Annotated in this window: 16 protein-coding genes and 1 pseudogene; 9 read left to right on the plus strand and 8 right to left on the minus strand. The window is 61.0% G+C overall.

Annotated elements, in window-relative coordinates; translation table 11 throughout:
- Positions 1-105: 105 nt before the first annotated feature.
- Together ACM6IM_RS04110 and ACM6IM_RS04115 are read left to right on the plus strand one after the other, a co-directional pair.
- The gene (locus tag ACM6IM_RS04110; RefSeq protein WP_414864269.1) at positions 106-636 is read left to right on the plus strand and encodes a lecithin retinol acyltransferase family protein; all 531 of its coding nucleotides are present in this window, start codon (positions 106-108) and stop codon (positions 634-636) included.
- A gap of 85 nt (positions 637-721) precedes the next feature.
- Entirely contained in the window at positions 722-1,372 is a 651-nt protein-coding gene (locus tag ACM6IM_RS04115) for a response regulator transcription factor (RefSeq protein ID WP_414864270.1), read from the plus strand.
- A 16-nt stretch (positions 1,373-1,388) separates the two neighbouring features.
- Here the strand turns inward: ACM6IM_RS04115 and ACM6IM_RS04120 are convergent, their stop codons facing one another.
- Positions 1,389-1,814, minus strand: coding sequence for a hypothetical protein (locus tag ACM6IM_RS04120; RefSeq protein ID WP_192303255.1), 426 nt, complete (start codon positions 1,812-1,814; stop codon positions 1,389-1,391).
- A 193-nt stretch (positions 1,815-2,007) separates the two neighbouring features.
- On the opposite strand from ACM6IM_RS04120, the gene ACM6IM_RS04125 reads away from it, so the two are divergent.
- Positions 2,008-3,021, plus strand: coding sequence for a GlxA family transcriptional regulator (locus ACM6IM_RS04125; RefSeq protein WP_201190094.1), 1,014 nt, complete (start codon positions 2,008-2,010; stop codon positions 3,019-3,021).
- Positions 3,022-3,516: 495 nt separating this feature from the next.
- Positions 3,517-4,914 carry an MFS transporter gene (locus ACM6IM_RS04130; RefSeq protein WP_414864271.1) on the plus strand — a complete coding sequence of 466 codons (1,398 nt, stop codon included), beginning with the start codon at positions 3,517-3,519 and terminating at the stop codon, positions 4,912-4,914.
- A gap of 45 nt (positions 4,915-4,959) precedes the next feature.
- Here the strand turns inward: ACM6IM_RS04130 and ACM6IM_RS04135 are convergent, their stop codons facing one another.
- Together ACM6IM_RS04135 and ACM6IM_RS04140 are read right to left on the minus strand one after the other, a co-directional pair.
- A complete protein-coding gene (locus ACM6IM_RS04135; protein ID WP_192303247.1) occupies positions 4,960-5,454 on the minus strand; it encodes a PaaI family thioesterase in 495 nt (164 codons plus the stop codon).
- 90 nt (positions 5,455-5,544) lie between these two features.
- Positions 5,545-5,949, minus strand: coding sequence for a RidA family protein (locus tag ACM6IM_RS04140; protein ID WP_414864272.1), 405 nt, complete (start codon positions 5,947-5,949; stop codon positions 5,545-5,547).
- 142 nt (positions 5,950-6,091) lie between these two features.
- On the opposite strand from ACM6IM_RS04140, the gene ACM6IM_RS04145 reads away from it, so the two are divergent.
- On the plus strand, positions 6,092-7,024 hold the full coding sequence (locus ACM6IM_RS04145) for a LysR family transcriptional regulator (protein ID WP_201190086.1): 933 nt from the start codon (positions 6,092-6,094) through the stop codon (positions 7,022-7,024).
- A gap of 116 nt (positions 7,025-7,140) precedes the next feature.
- The gene (locus ACM6IM_RS04150; RefSeq protein ID WP_414864273.1) at positions 7,141-9,927 is read left to right on the plus strand and encodes an amino acid adenylation domain-containing protein; all 2,787 of its coding nucleotides are present in this window, start codon (positions 7,141-7,143) and stop codon (positions 9,925-9,927) included.
- Positions 9,928-10,055: 128 nt separating this feature from the next.
- On the opposite strand, the gene ACM6IM_RS04155 is transcribed toward ACM6IM_RS04150, so the two are convergent.
- Positions 10,056-11,147, minus strand: coding sequence for a methyl-accepting chemotaxis protein (locus ACM6IM_RS04155; protein WP_414864828.1), 1,092 nt, complete (start codon positions 11,145-11,147; stop codon positions 10,056-10,058).
- Positions 11,148-11,354: 207 nt separating this feature from the next.
- Positions 11,355-11,654: pseudogene (locus tag ACM6IM_RS04160) on the minus strand (PAS domain-containing protein); the annotation flags it as partial.
- A 204-nt stretch (positions 11,655-11,858) separates the two neighbouring features.
- Here ACM6IM_RS04160 and ACM6IM_RS04165 point away from each other — a divergent pair.
- Entirely contained in the window at positions 11,859-12,527 is a 669-nt protein-coding gene (locus ACM6IM_RS04165; protein ID WP_414864274.1) for an ATPase, read from the plus strand.
- 72 nt (positions 12,528-12,599) lie between these two features.
- The gene (locus ACM6IM_RS04170) at positions 12,600-13,388 is read left to right on the plus strand and encodes a DeoR/GlpR family DNA-binding transcription regulator (RefSeq protein ID WP_414864275.1); all 789 of its coding nucleotides are present in this window, start codon (positions 12,600-12,602) and stop codon (positions 13,386-13,388) included.
- A 5-nt stretch (positions 13,389-13,393) separates the two neighbouring features.
- Here the strand turns inward: ACM6IM_RS04170 and ACM6IM_RS04175 are convergent, their stop codons facing one another.
- Together ACM6IM_RS04175 and ACM6IM_RS04180 are read right to left on the minus strand one after the other, a co-directional pair.
- Positions 13,394-14,293, minus strand: coding sequence for a bestrophin family protein (locus ACM6IM_RS04175; protein WP_414864276.1), 900 nt, complete (start codon positions 14,291-14,293; stop codon positions 13,394-13,396).
- Positions 14,290-15,144 (minus strand): CAP domain-containing protein, encoded by an 855-nt coding sequence (locus tag ACM6IM_RS04180; protein WP_192303231.1) that lies wholly within the window; start codon positions 15,142-15,144, stop codon positions 14,290-14,292. Before ACM6IM_RS04180 ends, ACM6IM_RS04175 begins: the two co-directional genes overlap by 4 nt.
- A gap of 197 nt (positions 15,145-15,341) precedes the next feature.
- On the opposite strand from ACM6IM_RS04180, the gene ACM6IM_RS04185 reads away from it, so the two are divergent.
- Positions 15,342-15,959, plus strand: a complete 618-nt coding sequence (locus tag ACM6IM_RS04185; RefSeq protein ID WP_192303229.1) for a cell wall hydrolase — start codon at positions 15,342-15,344, stop codon at positions 15,957-15,959.
- A 150-nt stretch (positions 15,960-16,109) separates the two neighbouring features.
- On the opposite strand, the gene ACM6IM_RS04190 is transcribed toward ACM6IM_RS04185, so the two are convergent.
- The gene (locus ACM6IM_RS04190) at positions 16,110-16,811 is read right to left on the minus strand and encodes a dienelactone hydrolase family protein (protein ID WP_192303227.1); all 702 of its coding nucleotides are present in this window, start codon (positions 16,809-16,811) and stop codon (positions 16,110-16,112) included.
- Positions 16,812-16,833: the final 22 nt, after the last annotated feature.

The raw sequence follows: 16,833 nt of genomic DNA on the forward strand, positions 1-16,833 counted from the left end.
GGGCGATATAGTCGTTTCAAGGCTTGCGGAGAACGTATCGTGAAGACTCTGGCTATGACTTTGACACATGGGTGTGCAGCGTTTCGGTCGACCGTCGCGGTTGGCATGACGCTGGCAGCCAACGAAGTTTGCAATCGCTTGAACCTTGTGGGGCTTGCACGTCATGCGTTTGGCAAGCCATCCGGTGAAGCGGCGTTCCTGAACATCCCCCTGAACCTGGCAGGTATCGCAGGGCAGGCAGACCTTCTGCCCACAGGTGCGCACCTGGTGAGCCCACGGGGGTTCTATCTGCACCATGGCATTCATCTGGGCAGGGGCGAGGTCATTCATTATTCCGGGTTCAGCGGCTCGTTCATGGCGGGCCCGGTCGAGGTGATCGATCTCGAGCATTTCGCCAGTGGCCGGCCGGTCTGGATCGTGCAGGAGCCCGGCGAGTATCCCGCCGACGAAGTGGTCAGTCGTGCGCGGTCAAGGCTTGGTGAGCGCCGATACAGCGTGCTGTCCAACAACTGTGAACACTTCTGCAGTTGGTGCATCCACGGCAAAAGTTGCAGTGCTCAGGTCAGGGCGCTGCTGCGTGGCCCACGTTATCTGCTCTCACTTGTTGCAGCCCTGCAACTGTATTTCATTGCCTGAATGTCAGTGGGTTCATCCAGGCTTGTGTGCTTGCCAATGTGAGATAAAGTGGTGGGATACACTTTTTCTTACTCGGGGGCTGTGCATGAGCGGGAATCCACCATCCAACAAGCAGGGCAGCAATAGCCCCACGGTATTTGTAGTGGATGACGATGCGTCGATGCGCAACGCATTGAGCAACCTTTTGCGCTCAGCCGGCATTCATGTTGAAACCTTCGCATCGACTGCAGAATTCCTTCAGCAACCCCAGGGCGACAGTGCCAGTTGCCTGGTCCTCGATGTCCGGCTGCAAGGCGCCAGTGGCCTTGAGTTCCAACGCCAGTTGACCAGCAGCAGTTCCAACATTCCGATTGTCTTCATCACCGGCCACGGCGATATCGAAATGTCCGTCAAGGCGATGAAAGCCGGGGCGGTGGATTTCCTGGCAAAACCGTTTCGCGAGCAGGATCTTCTGGACGCCGTATCGGCGGCCTTGCAAAAGGACGTCAAGCGCCGGGAGGTCGAACAGCAATTCTCTGATCTGCACAGCCGTTATCAAACGTTGACCGCACGTGAGAAAGAAGTCATGGCCCTTGCCGTCAAAGGCCTGATGAACAAGCAGATCGCCGGCCAGATGAACCTGAGCGAGATCACCGTGAAGATTCACCGCGGGCATGCCATGAAAAAAATGAATGCCAAGTCGTTTGCCGACCTGGTTCGCATGTCGGAGGCCCTGGTCGAGCGGTTCGAATATTGACGCGGACCTGAAAACCTCATCGGGTTTTCCAATGCCCGCCGCCCGATTCGCAATCCGCCTTCACCTGACTCAAGTGCTCGGCGTCGTAGTAGTAGGTGGTGACCTGGGCATTGTCGGGAATGTTCGGCGACTTGGCGTTCTTGTCCTTGCTCGTTGAATGCGGGTTGGCCAACGACTCCTGGGTCAGGGTGGCAACGCAACTGGCCTGGTAGTGATCGTCGCACTGTGCGACCTTTTTCTTGGTGCTGGTCAGCATTTCCTTGCTTTCATTGCTGCACGACCAGTCTATGGCGTTGACCGGCATGCCTTCGTACTCATAGCAGCTGTGGGACTCGACCACCGGCACCGAAGGGCTTTGGGAGCGGGTCAACACGTCACAGCCTTCGGCGAACGCCAGGGTCGGGCTGAAACTGGCGATCAGAAGCAGAACTCGAGTGTTCATCGGATCTTCCTCTTCAATGGCGCCTCGCCCAGGAAAGGATCAGCGCTCATAACCCTTCGAAAACAGCGCAAGACGCGAGGTTCCATTCGATTTGCCAGTAGGGCGGTCTCGCGCCTGCAGGAGATCGGTGAACACCTGAGGATTTGCGATATCCTGATTGCCTGTTCGTTAACGTAACCGAGTGCCCTGAACCTTGATCGAACGTCGCCAATTCAGCGGAGGCATGAAGGGGAAAAACCTTCGCTATCTGAACGAAAACCCCAACCAGCCTGTTCAATTGACACGCACAGGCTTTTTGCTGCTCGAGCATTTTTCCCTGCCGGCCTTTACTCAGGCGCTGGATACCATCGTCACCGCGAACCTGCTGCGACCCAAACTGTTCTCATCCCGTACGTTCGGCTTGAACGACAGCGAGGTGGTCAGTGACCTGGGACTGGTCATTCGTCCGGATGCGCGGATCGATGCGGCGGCGATCCACGACCTCGACCTGCTGGTCATCTGCGGCGGCTACCGCACCGAACTGAAGGCCAGCGATGAGCTGGTCAACCTGTTGCGAACGGCGGCCGATCAAGGCGTCAGCCTGGCCGGCCTGTGGAATGGCGGGTGGTTCCTGGGGATCGCCGGTTTGCTCGACGGTTATCGGTGCGCCATCCACCCGGAACATCGGCCCGCCCTGGCGGAAATCGCCAAGGGCACGCACGTCACCAGCGAACCCTATGTCATCGATCGCGACCGGCTCACGGCGTCCAGTCCGTCGGGGGCTTTCCACATGGCGCTGGACTGGATCAAGGGCCTGCACGACAAGGCGCTGGTCGAGGGCATCGAAGACATCCTGGCGTTCGAGGAATCACGCTACCGGCGGATCAAACCGTCGGAAAACATCTGCGTCAGCGCGCCCCTGCGCGAAGTGGTGAAGCTGATGGACGCCAACCTCGAGGAACCGCTGGAGCTGGAACAGTTGGCCGTCTACGCCGGGCGTTCCCGTCGACAGCTGGAGCGCCTTTTCAAGGAACAACTGGGCACCACACCGCAGCGCTATTACATGGAATTGCGGATCACCGAGGCGCGGCGCCTGTTGCAGCACACGGAGCTGTCCCAGGTCGATGTGTTGGTGGCGTGCGGCTTTGTTTCACCGAGCCATTTCAGCAAGTGCTACAGCTCGTATTTCGGCTATCGCCCGTCCAAGGAAAAGCGCCTGGTCAAATGATGGTTTCCTGAGTCGGTGACGCTTGATCGACTCTCCTATCGGGCGACATGCGTTGTCGTACGACTTTTCTAGGCTCGATCTCCCCACACGTCAATTGCCCGGGCGCAACGCGCCATGGCTTGCAGTGTCGCGCTCAGGCAAAGGTGAATGCGGAGACGAACGGTAATTTTGCTGATTGACGGCGGGTAGGGGAATCGCTATAAAAGGCACAGTTGTACGACGACATATGATGTTACAAACCCCCATAACAAAAAACCGGGCCTCATCATGAACACACTCCGCCTTTGCATCTCCCTCGACCTCGCTCCCTGTGGTCCGGTATCGACCGCTCGATCTTTCCCCGTTTCATTCCCGTTATCCCTGGCTGCTGCGCCCATCGCCTGATGCACCTGTTGTTCGCCTGACGCGACGCGCCCATCGGCGTGCTGCGCGTGAGCACCGATCTCGCTTGACCCCGAGCGATCATCACCCAACTCCAACAATAAAAGTGATGCCATGAATCTGAACGAGCCCATTAATGCGCAACGTGTCGGCCAGGCCGTCGGTAAATACCGCTGGACCATCTGTGCGCTGCTGTTTTTTGCCACCACCGTCAATTACCTGGACCGCCAGGTGCTCAGCCTGCTGGCGCCGGATCTGTCGTCGCAGTTCGGCTGGAGCAACAGCGATTACGCGAACATCGCCTCGGTGTTCCAGTTCGTGTATGCGATTTCCATGCTGTTCGCCGGGCGTTTCGTCGACAGGATCGGCACCAAGAAGGCCTACATCCTGGCGATCAGCATCTGGTCGACCGGCGCGATGATGCACGCGTTTTCCGTGCCGATGGGCGAGGGGATCGCCGCGATGTGCAGCGCATTCGGCCTGGCGGTCATCCCGGTTTCCATTGCCGGCTTCATGTTGTCCCGCGCCGTGCTGGCGATCGGCGAAGCGGGTAACTTCCCGATCGCGATCAAGGCCACGGCCGAATACTTCCCGAAAAAGGAACGTTCGTTCGCCACGGGTATTTTCAACTCGGGTGCCAACGTCGGCGCTATTCTGGCGCCGATCTGCGTACCGCTGATTGCCGGTCTCTGGGGATGGGAAGCCGCGTTCATCGTGATCGGCATGCTGGGCTTCGTCTGGGTGATCCTGTGGATCGCACTGTACGAAAAACCGGACCAGCAGAAACGCCTCTCCGCCGAGGAACTGGCCTATATTCGCAGTGACGCCCAGACCCTCACCGCCCCCGAGCCGGGTGCTTTGGAGAAGAAGGTTTCGTGGTTCAAGCTGCTGACCTACCGCCAGACCTGGGCGTTTGCCTTCGGCAAGTTCATGACCGACGGCGTGTGGTGGTTCTTCCTGTTCTGGCTGCCCACCTACCTGTCGGCGCAGTACGGCATGAAAGGGCAGGCGATTGTCTGGCCGCTGGCGGTGCTGTACAGCATGACCATGGTCGGTAGCATCGGCGGTGGCTGGTTCCCCAGCTACTTCATGGCGCGTGGCGATGCGCCGTACGACGGTCGCATGAAGGCCATGCTGGTGATTGCGTTCTTCCCGCTGCTGGTCCTGCTCGCGCAGCCATTGGGTTACATCAGTTTCTGGGTGCCGGTGCTGTTGATCGGCGTGGGCGCCTCGGCGCACCAGGCCTGGTCGTGCAACATCTTTACCACCGTGTCCGACATGTTCCCGCAGAAAACCGTGGCTTCGGTGGTCGGTATCGGCGGTCTGGCCGGTGGCCTGGGTGGCGTGGTAATGACCAAGATCGGTGGCTGGGTGTTCGACTACTACAAATCGATCAACGACATCCATACCGGCTACATGATCATGTTTGCCATCTGCGCGCTGGCCTACCTGGTGGCGTGGAGCGTGATGAAAGTGCTGGTGCCGCGCCACAAGGAAATCACTGACCTTTAAGCCGGTCGCCATCGAGTCGAAGGCGCCGCGGGCGCCTTCTTCCGTTTACCGGGCATGCGCCTGGGCCGCCAACTGCCCGGCGTCCACACGCACGAAAACCGAATCCCCGACTGCCGTCAGCACATCTCCCGCGTACACCTCGCAGATGACCCGGGTCTTGCGTCCCACTTCACCTTCCACTTTCGCGCTGAGGATCAGCGGCACGCCCATGGGCGTCGGCTTGATGAACTTGATGCCCAGGTGGCCGGTGACGCAGTTGATGCGCGGCAAGCTGTCGGCCTCGCGGTTTTCCTGGCGGTAGTGATAGGCCATCGCCGTCCAGTTGGAATGGCAATCCACCAGCATTGCGATCAGCCCGCCGTAGACCAGGTCCGGCCAGCCGCAATACTTCGCCTCGGGCAGGTGCTCGGCGATGACATGCACCCCGTCCTCATGCCAATGGCTCTTGATTTGCAGTCCGTGGGGGTTGCTGCCGCCGCAGCCGTAGCACACACCCTCCGGCGCGGCGCTGTCTTGCAGGGAAGTCTCGTGGCTGGACATACCGGGCATCCTTGAAGTGAACCGAACCCCATGGATTCTAACGCTGAACAGCCCGGGGTGAGCAGCGTAAAAACCGTCGTCGGCGACAGATCACTCGTCGATGGCTTGTGGCAGCCTGGCAATCACCTTGATCTCGAACTGGAAACCGTACAGCCAGGTGACACCGATTCCGGTCAGTGTCGGGTGCGGCGCGTGCCCCCAGAATTCCGGCACGATCTTCCAGATGCGCTCGAACGTCGACTGCGGGTCGACCATGAAGACGGTGACATCGACCACATCGTCGAAGGCGCAACCGGCCGCGCCCAGGATCGCGTCCAGGTTGGTAAACGCGAGCCTGACCTGGGCTTCCAGATCGGGTTCGGCTGAACCGTCCTCAAGGCTGCCCACTTGCCCCGATACGAACAGAAAACCGTTGGACCTGACGGCCGGCGAGTAACGGTTGCGCTCATAAAGTGCCTGGCGTCCAGGCGGGAAAACAACATCACGCTGTGTCATACAGTGCCTCCAGAAAAGGTCTGATGCGACCCGAAACCTGCGATAGGAGCACTCTAGGGGCTTGCACCGGAGCGATAAACGAGCAACCTTGGCGATCACTGTTTGGGAAAACCAAACAATCCGATTGCCACGAGGGGCTGTGATGGACCGTTTCGATGCGATGCAAGCCTTTGTGCGGGTGGTGGAGGCGGGCAGCTTCACCAAGGCGGCCGACACCTTGCACATGAGCAAAACCACGGTGACCCAGCTGGTGCAGCAGCTGGAGGCGCGGCTGCGGGTCAAGCTGCTCAACCGCACGACGCGCAAAGTCAACGTCACCGCCGATGGCGCGGTGTTTTATGAGCGGGCGATCAAGCTGCTGGCCGACATGGACGATGCCGAGACCAGCCTGTCCGCCGCTTCGTCGCTGCCGCGCGGGCGGTTGCGGGTGGATGTGCCGAGCCCGCTGGCGAGCCTGATCCTGGTGCCGGCATTGCCCGAATTCTATGCGCGTTATCCGGATATCCAGATCGATCTGGGGGTCAGCGACCGCATCGTCGACATGATCGATGAAAACGTCGATTGCGTGGTGCGCGGCGGTGAACTGGTGGATCAGTCACTGATGGCCCGTCGGATCGCCGACTTGCCGCTGGGGATTTTTGCCGCGCCGGGTTACCTGGACCGGGTGGGCAGGCCGGCGCATCCGCGCGACCTGGAGGCGTCCGGGCATCGGATTGTCGGCTTCCTGTGGGCACGCACCGGCAAACCGGTGCCCTACGCCCTGGAAAAACAGGGCGAAAGGGTGCAGGTCAAAGGCCGCTACGCGCTGGCGGTCGACGATGGCAACGCCTACCTGGCCGCCGGTCTGGCCGGGCTCGGCGTCCTCTGGTTGCCTCGGTACATGTCCAGGGCGTTCGAGGCCAGCGGCGAGCTGGTGCCGCTGTTCGAAGACTGGCGCCTGGAGACGATGCCGCTTTACATCGCGTTCCCGCCGAACCGGCACATCAGCCTCAAGCTGAGGGTGTTCATCGATTGGGTGGCCGAGTTGCTGGCCCGGCACGCGCCGCTCGCCGGGCGGCCGGGAGCCGCCGATTGAGCGGGCACTGAGCTGTTTGTCCCGGCTCGGCTTGGGCTACACTCCGCGTCAGTTCACCCAGGCTTATCGGGGCGCGATGTTGACCTCGTATGGATCACGCGGAGCAAAAAAACCAAATGCATGACCTTCGCCCCAACCCTGAACTCAGCCTGGATTACTGTGCTGAACGTCCGATATTCGCCGACTTCCTCGAGCAAGCGAGCCGTGCGCCCGGGGCCACGGCGGTCATTTCTGCCGGGGCGCAATGCAGTTATGCCCAGTTGGAGGCGATCAGCCGAGGCCTGGCGGGCCTGCTGATCGAAAGGGGCGCCACCGAAACCGACCGAGTGGTGATCGTTGCGAGTCGCTGTGCAGGGCTGGTCTACGCCATGCTGGGCGCCTTGCGTGGTGGGTTGGCCTTCACCGTGGCCGACGCCGCCTATCCGGCGGCGCGGGTGGATCAGATCATTCGCACGCTCGAACCTGCCTTCGTGCTGCTGTGCGGCGACGCCACCGTTGATCTCAAGCTCGAGACGCCGGTCATCCGTATTCCCGAACTGCCTGCCGACGCCTTGCAGGCGTTCGCCGGCGATCAGACCCTGGCGGACGTCGATCCGGGCCGAGCGGCCTACATCACCTTCACGTCGGGCAGTACTGGCGAACCGAAAGGGGTCGTGACCCACCATGCGCCGCTGGTGCATTTCATCGAATGGCACACCCGGCAGCACGGGTTCTCCAGGGACGATCGTTTCTCCCTGTTGTCCGGCCTTGGTCATGACCCGGTCTACCGGGACGTGTTCACGCCGCTGTCGATCGGTGCAACGGTGGTTTGCCCGGCCCAGTCGACCCTCATCGATCCGCTGGCGCTGGCCACCTGGATAAGGGACCAGCGGATTTCCGTCATCCACCTTACGCCGCCGCTGGGCAAACTGATTGAAACCGGGGCAAAGCTCGGCGGACTGACGTTCGACGCCCTGCGCTGGTTTTTCTGGGGCGGGGACGCCCTGAGCAAAACGCTTTACCAGCAAATTCGCCTGATCGCTCCCCAGGCTGGCAACGTGAACTTCTACGGCACCACCGAAACGCCGCAGGCCATGGCCCACCACCGCATCGATGCGCAAGCAGGCAATGACAGGATCCCGCTCGGCCAGGGCATAGAGGGTGCGCAACTGCTGGTGGTGAACGAATCCAGTCAACTGGCCGCCGAGGGCGAGGTCGGCGAGATCCTGATCCGCAGCCCTTATTTGTCCCTGGGCTACTGGAACGATACGGCGCTGACCCGTGACAAATTCGTGGTCAACCCGTTTACCCGGATCGGGCAGGACATCTGCTACAAGACCGGCGACCTCGGCACTTATCAGGCTGATGGCAGTGTCATGTTCCTGGGCCGAGGGGACAGTCAGGTGAAGATTCGCGGGCACCGGATCGAACTGAGCGAAATCGAGGGCGTGCTTGCACGGCATCCGCGAATCAAGCAGGCGGTGGTGCTGGCCCAGGCGGACTCGTCAAACCAGAGGCTGGTTGCCTATTGTGTGGCCACCGCAGACGTATCCCCGCTGCACTTGCGCGAGCACCTCGGCCAGGCGTTGCCGGACTACATGGTGCCGGCGCAGTTCGTGTTCATCGACAGCGTTCCGCTGACCCCCAACGGCAAGATTGACAAGCGCGCGTTGCCCGCCATGGCCCAACACCAGGGCGCAGCGCCAGTGACCAGCCAGGAACTGTCGCCACTGACCCTGAAACTGGCGACGGCCTGGTCGGAAATACTCGAAGTGCCGCAGCTGGATGCCAACCTGTCGTTCGTCGAACTGGGCGGGGATTCGCTGTCGTTTGTGCAAGCCTCGATGGTGCTTGAAGAACTGATCGGCCATTTGCCGGATCGCTGGGAGCTGATGCCGGTGCGCGAATTGTGCGCACTGACACAGAAAACCCGGTCTTCGAGGTTTTCCATACGCGCCATGGAGTTGCCCATCCTGTTGCGGGTGATTTCCATCCTGTTCATTGTCATCGGTCATCTTCATGTCTTTGCCAGATGGCCGATCGTGGGCGAGACCAAGGTGCTGTTCATCGTCTCCGGGATCGCCCTGGCACGCTTTCAGCTGCAAGCCATCAATGAGCGCGGCAATGCACGTTCGCTGGGCAAGTCGATTGCCGCCATCGCTGCGCCGACGATCCTCTACGCCATACTGGTGCAGGTGATGTTCGACAAGTTCCACTGGCAAACCCTGTTGCTCATTTCCAACTGGTTTCCCGAAAGTGTCATCGGCGTGTTCACCTACTGGTACATCGAAGTGCTGGTGCAGATGATCGTGATCATCGGCTTCGCCCTGTCGTTCGAACGGGTCAGACACGTGATCATGGCCAACCCGTTCCAGAACCTGGTGGTCACTGCCGGCACACTGGCCGTGATGGACCTTGCGATCAGTGCCTGGCTGTTCGATGCGAGCGCCTTGTACAACCGGGTGCCGCAACACTATCTGGCAACCATGGTCCTCGGCATGGCCATCCACTACGCCCATTCCAGCGTGCAGAAGTGGGTGGTCAGTGCGCTGGCCGTCATTGTCATGGGCGGGGAGGATTTGCTGTACCTGTACCGGCACGCATCGGTCGCCAGGGAATACATCGACATCGCCGTTCCGGGCGTTCTCGCGCTGATCTGGATCAAGTCGATTCCCGTGCCGGGGCTCCTTTCACGGGGGCTGGCCCTGATCGCGTCGTCGACGCTGTTCATCTACCTGACCCATTTCCAGTTCTGGTCCGTGGCGCGTCGTATCGCCGAGCAGCCGGTGTTGGGCGTCGTGCTGGCCATCGTCGGCGGTGTCGCGGTGGCTTACGCGTGGAACAAGGGCGTGCGGATTCTGCTGATGTTGTGGAGCCGGGGGAAGAAGAAAACCGGGGTGGATACCCTGGAACGGGTGGTCTGACCCACCGCGGCCCCTGAGAGAGCGAGCCCGCTCGCGATGGCCTCAAGAACGCTGCGGGCCATCAGGTCTCCAGCGTCATCGTTGACGGTCATCGCGAGCAAGCTCACTCCTGCAGGAGCCAGCCGTTTTTACCGGTTGAACCGCTCCACCAGCGAGTACTGCGTCTGCGCCGTTTGCGTCAGCTCCTTGCTCAGGTCGGCAGAGTGGCGGGCCTGCTCTGACGTTTGATCGGCCAGGGTCGCGATGGTGGTGATGTTGCGACTGATCTCCTCGGCCACGGCGGTTTGCTCTTCGGTCGCGGCGGCGATTTGCGTGGTCATCTCGGTGATGTTCGCGACAGCGTCGCTGATGCCCACCAGCGCCTTGTCCGCCTCGAGTACCCAGCTCACGCCTTCTTCGGCCTGGCGCTGGCCGTGTTCCATGGTCTTCACCGCGTTGCTGGAAGAGTGCTGCAACTTGGAAATCAAACCGTGGATCTGCGCCGTGGACTCGGTGGTGCGCTGGGCCAGTTGCCGGACTTCATCGGCGACCACGGCAAAACCGCGCCCCATCTCACCGGCTCGGGCGGCTTCGATCGCAGCATTCAGGGCCAGCAGGTTGGTTTGATCGGCAATGCCTTTGATGACATCGACCACCATGCCGATTTCATTGCTGTCCCTGGCCAGTTGCGCCACGGATTCCCCGGTCTCGCCGACCACCGCCGACAGGCGCTGAATGGCTTCGCGGGTGTCGCGGGCAACATCGCGCCCACGTCCGGTCAACACATTGGCTTCCTGGGTGGCATCCGCCGTGCGCTGGACATGGCTGGCCACCTCCTGGGTGGTCGCGGCCATCTGGTTGACGGCCGTCGACACCTGTTCGGTCTCGACCCGTTGGCGCTCCAGGCCACGGGAGCTGTCGGCGGCCAGCCCGTCGGACCTGCCCGCCAGCCCGTTCAGCTGTTCGGCGGTGTCCTGCAGGCGGGTCAGGCAGGTCTTCAGGCGCGAGGCCTGGCTGACGAACGCCGTTTCCAGGCGTGCCTGCGGGCCGTGGGCGTCGCTGTACATCTTTGCGATCAACGCGTCGGACGTGGTGGCTTCCGTCATCTGCAACACCTGCAGCGCACCTTGATTGCGCCGACGCGACACCAGCAGGCCGATCGGCACCGACACCGCGACCGCGAGAACAATGGCCGGTGTGGTGCCCAGCAGCGCGCCACCCAGTGTGCCCGCCGCGCCCATCGCCAGCACGGGCAGCCAGTCGAGCAGGGCAGGCAGCCATTTATCGCTGGCCCCCAGCACCGCCTTGCCGTCGCTGATGCGTTTGTAGAGCTGTTCGGCGCGGCGTATCTGGTCGGCGTCGGGTTTCACCCGGACCGATTCGTAACCGACGATCCTGCTGCCTTCGAACACGGGCGTCACGTAGGCATTGACCCAGTAATGGTCACCGTTGCGCGAGCGGTTCTTGACGATGCCCATCCAGGGTTTGCCTTGCTTGAGCGCGCTCCACATGTGGGCGAAGACGGCAGGGGGCACATCGGGGTGTCGAACAATGTTTTGGGGCGCTCCAATCAGGTCTGACCTGTTGAAACCACTGATCTCGACGAAGGCGTCATTGCAGTAGGTGATGACCCCGTGTGCGTCGGTTGTCGAGATGAGTTTCTGCTGAGGTCCCAGGGCAACTTCGTGCTGCGTTACTGGTTGGTTGTTTCTCAATCTGTGTTGCTCCTTTTCCTGATGCAGAGCCATCGGCTGCCCGGAATAAAAGGTTAGCAAGGAGCCTGAAAAACACCTGCTGTATGTCGGAAAATAGTTTTGTCCTGTCGTTTCGTGACCGGATGCGCCCAATCATTCGTTTAGTTGATGGCGACCATCAATAAACGCAAGTTCTGTTTTTCCGGCAAGGGAGGAAGATAGGCGCATACCGAATCCGCTCCCGAAGGAAGCTGCGCGATGAGAATTCCCACCTGGTTGGCCCTTGTTGCTGTGTTGACTGGCAGTGCCGCTGTCACCACGCCCGTCAATGCTGCCGAACCGTCCTGTCACTTCCTGCCGGTCGCCGACAGCGCCGTCAGTTTCCAGTCGGGCCAATCGGTGGGCGTGCTCTACAGCGAAAACACCCTCAATACCCTCGACTACCTTGAGCAATACCATTCGGTCGCGCTCAAGGGCGCGAGCAACCCGGCACTGGACGCGCGCATCAGCAACGCCTTCGTCAGCAGTTCCGACCCGAAACGGGCGATCAACTGGCTGCTGAGTTCGTTGCACCAGCAGTTCGCTTCGGTGACCGTCTACGACAACCTCGACGCACTGGTGCAGGCGCACCCGGACGTGGTGGTGATGCTGGACACCTACAGCCGGCTGGTGTCCAAGCGCAACGACCAGGTCGAGGCGCGGTTCATGGCGAAGTTCTATGATTCGAACCTGCAGTACATCGGCAAGGCCGAAGGCTCGCGCACCCAGCAGATGCCATCGGTGTGGGTGCAGGGCAAGGCCGCGCCGGAGATCGCTGCACAGATCGAACAGCAGACTGCGCTGCAAGTGAACGCGCTGCAACAGTTCGATGCATCGCTCAAGGCGCTGGTGACTTCAGGCAATGTCGCCCAGGTCGCCAGCAACTGAGCACAGCGGTTCGATTGCCTTTGTGAAAGGGTTTGACTAATCTCGCACAAACCCGCACTCTCAGGCATAAACATGCAAGATTCGCATTCCCTCACCGAGCTGCCGCCTGTGCGTCGGCAGAAAATCCTGTTGATTCTGGAACGTGACGGCAAGGTCATGTCCGGCGAGTTGAGTCAGCATTTCGATGTTTCCGAAGACACCATCCGCCGCGACCTCTCGGAACTGGCCGCCGCTGGTCTGGTGCAGCGTGTGCACGGTGGGGCGCTGCCCCGGCCGAAGGACACCGGCAAGGATTACTTTACCCGGGTCAGCGAGACCGATGAGGTCAAGACCCACCTGGCACAGATCGCCGCCAGCCGGGTCGAGGACGGCCAGATCGTGATGTTCGACTCCGGCAGCACCACCTTGCAGATCGCCCGCTCGCTACGTCCGGACATCACCCTGACCGCCATCACTCCATCGCCGATGACTGCGATCATTCTTGCTGAATACCCGGGTATCAAAGTGATTCTGGCGGGCGGGCAACTGAACCTCGCGACGATGTCCGTCAGCGGTCACGAGACCCTGCGGCTGTTGCAGGGGATCAAGGCTGACGTGCTTTTTACCGGGGTCTGCGCGATCCATCCGGAGGTGGGTATCAGTTCGTTGCATTTCGATGAAGTGCCGGTCAAACAGGCGCTGATCGACAGCGCCTCCCAGGTGATAGCGGTCACTACGGCGGACAAACTGGGCGCTGTCGAACCCTTTGTGGTGGCGCCCTGCAACCGCATTCAGACCTTGATCACCGAGCGTCACGTGGCGTCGGGCGATATCAACGACTACCGGAAGCTGGGTGTCGAGGTCATCCAGGCTCAGGTCTGAACCCTTCAGCTCAACACGAAGTCTACGGGTTCCAGGACCGGCGGCAGCTCGGTTTCGCCCAGCGTCGCGAGGACCTCGCGTTCGATGTTGCGCACGAGTGCCTCGGTTGGCAGGTCGTTTTCGTCGCGACCGAACGGGTCCTCCAGCTCATCGCCAATCGCGTCCAGGCCGAAGAAGGTGTAGCTGACGATGGCGGTGAACAGGGGCGTCAGCCAACCCAGGGATTCGGCCATGGCAAAGGGCAGCAGGATGCAGAACAGGTAGGTGGTTCGGTGCAGCAACAGGGTGTAGGCGAAGGGTAAAGGCGTGTGCTTGATCCGTTCGCACACTGCTTGAGCGTGGGTCAGGCTCGTCAGGTGGCTGGCCATGACCGTGTAGCGCCATTCGCTGATCGCACCGGCCTCGCCGAGTGCCGAACACTGCTGGCCGACGTGATCAAGAATGCGTGCGCTGATGTTGGGTACGTTGGCGTCCGGCCTTGGCTCAAGCCAGTCGCCAGCCGCTTGCAGTTCATTCTTTGCGTGCAGCCTGGCATTCAATGCGTGGGTGAATCCGCAGAGGTTGCGCAGCAGGGTCTGACGCTGCGTCACGTCCTTGATCGCTTGGGTTTCCCGGATCATCGAGCGGATCGCAACCATCATGTCGCCCCAGGCCTTGCGCGCTTCATACCAGCGGTCGTAACAGGCGTTGTTGCGAAAACTCATGAAGATCGACAGCGACAAACCGAGCAAAGTGAACGGCGTTGCGTTGACCTTGGCGAAATAATTCGGTTGCAGGGTTTCCACCAGCACGATGACGGAAGCCAGCAGCGTCACCATCAGGCAGCGCAGCACGATCTTCTTGAAAATCGAACCCTTGAGCGACGTGAGAATGTTGATCAGGTTGGGTTTGGGGCGGACGATCATTGTGGCGCCCCGAACATCGTGGTCCAGTAGATGCCCGAGTCGCTCTTGGGGTCCACTGCATAAGCCGCGCCCAGCTCCTGGAACTGCGGATTCATCAGGTTGGCGCAATGGCCGGGGCTGGCCACCCAGCCCGCCACCACCCGCGACGCGGTGTCCTGGCCGGCAGCGATGTTCTCGCCGACCTGTACCCCGCTGTAGCCCGCCAGCTCAGCGCGGTCCCCCGGCGTACGGCCGTCGCGGTCCTTGTGGTCGAAGTAGTTGTTGTTGGCCATGGAGCGCGAGTGCTCTTCGGCGGCGGATGCCAACGTCGGGTTCCAGGTCAGCGGCGGCGCGGCGGCAAAGGATTGAGTGCCGCACTGGTGTGGCCGGCTGCGGGCGGCATTGAGCTCGGCCAGCAGCTTCTGGCCTTCAGCCTGGGAGGTGCCCAGGCGCGCACTCAACAGCGGACGGGCGACCACGATGCGCCAGTCGCGGTCATCGCGGCTCACGCCGATGTCGACAAATTGCGGGTCGAGCACGATCTGGCAAAAACTCTCCTGGATCGCTTTCATCGCAGACGCCGCATCCCGTGGGCCGGACAAGCTGATCGCCTGCACGTTTTTCATCGGGTAGCCCGCGCTCACCATGGCCTGTTGCAGGTTGCCGATGCTGGTGGCAGACAGTGCCAGTCGAGGGTCGCCCGCCAGCGGCGGCAGTTCCGAGGACACCTGGCCGGCGCAACGCTGTACCTGGCTGCGGTAATCGTTGATCGAATCGATCAGTTGTTTTTCGTCGACCGCCAGCGCCTTCCCGGCGAACAACAGGCTCAACGACAACGTGGCAAGACGCAAAGCGGATGGCAGGACAGGCATGGAAATCTCCCTCGATCAGACTGCGCACATGATGCGCGATGACACCCCCGTTTGCGCAATGCCTTTCGCGAGAAATACAGCAGGTGGGCCCTCAAGCGGAATGGCATTTGGCAACTACACTCATGCCATGTCGCCCGAACGACTGCTGTGTGCCGACATTGTGTTGATTGAATCGGACTCAACTGGAAGGGTTGATCATGCGATTTATCTGTCTAGCCGCTTGCATTGCAATCACGCTACTCAGCAGCCAGGTATCGGCCACTGAACAGGAACAGAAGGAAGCCGCAGAAAACAAGGCCGAAGTGCTGGAAGAGAAGGCGGCGGAGAAGGGCGGTGATTTACCGGTCGCCAAATCCGAAGCCATCACCACCTCGGAAGTGCAGGCGGTCGATCCCGCCGGTGTGGCCCCCCTGGACGATGCAATCACCTGCCTGGCGCGCTCCATTTATTGGGAAGCCAAAGGCAAGTCGTCCGCCGACATGGAAGCGGTCGCCAGCGTGGTGATGAATCGACTGGGGCACGAAGGCTTTCCGGACACGGTGTGCGCGGTGGTCAAGCAAGGGTCGGAAAGCAAGAACTGCCAGTTTTCCTGGTGGTGCGACGGGCGTCCCGACACCGTCCAGGAGGCCACCCAATACGCGATCGCCAAGGAAATCGCGCGCAAGGCCCTGAACAAACAACTCAACGACCGAACCAACGGTGCGATGTACTTTCACGACCGCAACGTGAAACCCGATTGGGCGAAGAAGTACCTCAAGACCACCGAGACGGAGATGTTTCTCTTCTATAAGCCCAAGGGGGGCGAAGCCCGTTAATCACGCCCCGAACTTGGGAGCGAGCTTGCTCGCGCAGATCTTGAAAGCGCCGCTGGGTGTCAGGCACTCAGCGTCATCATTGACGATCTTCGCGAGCAAGCTCGCTCCTACAGTTTCAGCGTCAGCGTCAGCGTTACGGTCGCAGCCTGCTTACGGCAACTCCATCCCCAGGAAGATCAACGAGTTGCCATGGGCCTCGGCCGCCGCGCGCTGGTTGTAGCTGTCGCGATGCGAGCAGTTGAAACCGTGCTCGGCCTCCGGGTACACAACGATTTCCACGTTTTCGTTGTTCTCGAAGCGTTCAGCGATTTGCTCCACGGCTTCGAGGGGGATGTGGCTGTCCTTTTCGCCGAAATGCATCAGCAGCGGCACCTGGATTTCATCGGCGCGGTCCAGTTGATTCTGGATACCGCCGCCGTAGTAGGCGATGGCCATGTCCACCAGGCCGTTGGCGGCGGTGAGGTAGGACAGCAGGCCGCCGAAGCAGTAGCCGATCGAAGCGATACCGCCGTCCAGGCCCGGCTGGGCTTTCAGGGCGTCGATGGTCAGTTCGATATCCTTCTGTGCCTTGTCGATGTCGGTGGCGTTCATCAATTCGACGGCGCGTTTCCAGCCGGCCTCGTCGTAGGTCAGTTCGATGCGGTGGCCGTTGCGCCAGAACAGGTCCGGCACCAGCACCAGGTAACCGTCCGCGGCGTATTGCTCGGCGACGGAGCGGATGTGTTCGTTGACACCGAAAATCTCCTGGATCAGCACGATCCCGGGCCCTTTGCGGGTATGCGGAATCGCCAGGTAAGCGCCGAATTTACCTTCGGCGCTGTCGATCTCGATCCATTGGGTGGTCACGCTCATGGTGGCTCCTGTGTACTGCACA

Origin of the sequence: Pseudomonas sp. IT-P12, from assembly GCF_949767465.1 — a bacterium.
Lineage (GTDB): Bacteria > Pseudomonadota > Gammaproteobacteria > Pseudomonadales > Pseudomonadaceae > Aquipseudomonas.

Coding starts and splice junctions, on each gene's coding strand:
- ACM6IM_RS04110 (WP_414864269.1), top strand. CDS start 106: ATGACGCTGGCAGCCAACGAAGTTTGCAATCGCTTGAACCTTGTGGGG.
- ACM6IM_RS04115 (WP_414864270.1), top strand. CDS start 722: ATGAGCGGGAATCCACCATCCAACAAGCAGGGCAGCAATAGCCCCACG.
- ACM6IM_RS04120 (WP_192303255.1), bottom strand. CDS start 1,814: ATGAACACTCGAGTTCTGCTTCTGATCGCCAGTTTCAGCCCGACCCTG.
- ACM6IM_RS04130 (WP_414864271.1), top strand. CDS start 3,517: ATGAATCTGAACGAGCCCATTAATGCGCAACGTGTCGGCCAGGCCGTC.
- ACM6IM_RS04135 (WP_192303247.1), bottom strand. CDS start 5,454: ATGTCCAGCCACGAGACTTCCCTGCAAGACAGCGCCGCGCCGGAGGGT.
- ACM6IM_RS04140 (WP_414864272.1), bottom strand. CDS start 5,949: ATGACACAGCGTGATGTTGTTTTCCCGCCTGGACGCCAGGCACTTTAT.
- ACM6IM_RS04145 (WP_201190086.1), top strand. CDS start 6,092: ATGGACCGTTTCGATGCGATGCAAGCCTTTGTGCGGGTGGTGGAGGCG.
- ACM6IM_RS04150 (WP_414864273.1), top strand. CDS start 7,141: ATGCATGACCTTCGCCCCAACCCTGAACTCAGCCTGGATTACTGTGCT.
- ACM6IM_RS04155 (WP_414864828.1), bottom strand. CDS start 11,147: ATGGGCGCGGCGGGCACACTGGGTGGCGCGCTGCTGGGCACCACACCG.
- ACM6IM_RS04165 (WP_414864274.1), top strand. CDS start 11,859: ATGAGAATTCCCACCTGGTTGGCCCTTGTTGCTGTGTTGACTGGCAGT.
- ACM6IM_RS04170 (WP_414864275.1), top strand. CDS start 12,600: ATGCAAGATTCGCATTCCCTCACCGAGCTGCCGCCTGTGCGTCGGCAG.
- ACM6IM_RS04175 (WP_414864276.1), bottom strand. CDS start 14,293: ATGATCGTCCGCCCCAAACCCAACCTGATCAACATTCTCACGTCGCTC.
- ACM6IM_RS04180 (WP_192303231.1), bottom strand. CDS start 15,144: ATGCCTGTCCTGCCATCCGCTTTGCGTCTTGCCACGTTGTCGTTGAGC.
- ACM6IM_RS04185 (WP_192303229.1), top strand. CDS start 15,342: ATGCGATTTATCTGTCTAGCCGCTTGCATTGCAATCACGCTACTCAGC.
- ACM6IM_RS04190 (WP_192303227.1), bottom strand. CDS start 16,811: ATGAGCGTGACCACCCAATGGATCGAGATCGACAGCGCCGAAGGTAAA.